3 protein-coding genes are annotated in these 1,714 nt (G+C 68.6%); all 3 read left to right on the top strand.

Annotated elements, in window-relative coordinates; translation table 11 throughout:
* On the top strand, positions 1-142 hold a 142-nt coding region (locus AC1DOC_RS32540; protein WP_478131428.1), incomplete at its 5' end, for a M23 family metallopeptidase.
* Between the two features lie 4 nt (positions 143-146).
* Complete coding sequence (locus AC1DOC_RS32545) at positions 147-1,142, top strand: sigma-70 family RNA polymerase sigma factor (protein ID WP_012746941.1); 996 nt, start codon at positions 147-149, stop codon at positions 1,140-1,142.
* Positions 1,143-1,196: 54 nt separating this feature from the next.
* Positions 1,197-1,714: class I SAM-dependent RNA methyltransferase family protein (locus AC1DOC_RS32550; RefSeq protein WP_478131427.1), on the top strand; the 518-nt coding region annotated here is incomplete at its 3' end.

Raw genomic sequence — 1,714 nt, forward strand, 5'->3', positions numbered from 1 at the left:
CGTGAAGGAAGACCAGTCGGTGCAAAAGGGCCAGAAGATCGCCGAGATGGGCAACAGCGACGCCGACCGCGTCAAGCTGCATTTCGAAATCCGCCGCCAGGGCAAGCCCGTCGACCCGGCGCGCTACTTGCCGAGCCGGTGATGCCATGGCCGCTTCCAGCCCCCGTCGCGCACTGCCCGTGCGTCGGCCGGTGGGCCGGGGCAGGGCCGTAGAGAGCGGCTCGCAGGGCTCGCCTGCGGCACCTGCTGCAGACCTGATTGCCGCAACAACCGATTTGCCCGGCGGCGAGGGCGCCGATGCCCTGACAATCTACCTGCGCCAGGTGCGGCGTACCGAACTCTTCACGCCCGAAGAGGAATACCAGGCCGCATGCGCCGCGCGCGCCGGCGACTTTGCCGCGCGGCAATCGATGATCGAGCACAACCTGAGGCTGGTTGTGAACATCGCCAAGGCCTATCTGGGCCGGGGCGTACCGCTTTCCGATCTCATCGAGGAAGGCAATCTCGGCCTGATGCACGCCATCACCAAGTTCGAGCCCGAACGGGGCTTTCGCTTTTCCACCTATGCAACCTGGTGGATCCGCCAGTCGGTCGAGCGCGCCGTACTGACCCAGGCGCGTGCGATCCGCCTGCCGGTGCATGTGGTGCGCGAGCTGCAGCAGGTGCTGCGGGCCCGCCGCACGCTCGAAGGCGATGCCGAGTTCCTGGCGCATCGGCCCGACGGCGTGCGCGTGGAGGACGTCGCCGCATTTCTGGGACTGGAGGTGCAGGCGGTCGCGGAACTGCTGGCGCTGGCCGAGGCGCCGCGCTCGCTCGATGCCGGCGACGCGCACGGAGACGAAGGCTTCACCCTGGCCGACACCGTGGCGTCGGAGGACGAGCAGGGCGACCCGACCGACGTCACGCACACCCACGAGGTCGCGCGCCTGCTCGATCAATGGGTCCACGCACTGGATGCTCGCGAGCGCGAGGTGCTGGAGGGCCGCTATGGCCTGCACGACCGCGAGCCCGAGACGCTCGAGGTGCTGAGCGTGCGCCTCGGGCTGACGCGCGAGCGCGTGAGGCAGATCCAGAACGAGGCGCTGGCCAAGATGCGGCGCCAGCTGATCCGCTCGGGCGTGGGGCGCGACGCCTTGTTCTAGCGGCGGCTTGCCGCGGCTGCGGAGGGGCAGGGCCGGCGCTGAGACAATCGGGGGATGACGGAATCCATCGAAGAAAAGAAAGTCCCCGCGAAAACCCCGGCCACCGCGGCGGGCGAATGGCTCAAGGTCGAGTCGCTCGACCTCGACGCGCAAGGCGTGGCGCACAACGCCGAAGGCATGGTCGTGTTCATCGAAGGGGCCCTGCCTTTCGAGGAAGTGCAGTTCAACGTTCATCGCCGCAAGAACAACTGGGAGCAGGGCACGGTCACGGCCATCCGGCGCGAATCCTCGCAGCGGGTGCGGCCCGGCTGCCCGCATTTCGGCTTGCACACCGGTGCCTGCGGCGGCTGCAAGATGCAGCACCTGGACGAGGCGGCGCAGGTTGCGGTGAAGCAGCGCGCCCTCGAGGACAACCTGTGGCACCTCGGCAAGGTGCGGCCCGACAACGTGCTTCGGCCGCTGGAAGGGCCGGCCTGGCACTACCGCTATCGCGCTCGGCTCTCGGTGCGCCATGTGGTCAAGAAGGGCACGGTGCTGATCGGCTTCCACGAGCGCAAGAGCCGGTACCTCGC

This window comes from Variovorax sp. 01T439_2 (genome assembly GCF_056398445.1).

Bases quoted from the DNA above. Each gene is read 5' to 3' on its own strand.
- AC1DOC_RS32545 (WP_012746941.1), top strand. From the start codon at position 147: ATGGCCGCTTCCAGCCCCCGTCGCGCACTGCCCGTGCGTCGGCCGGTG.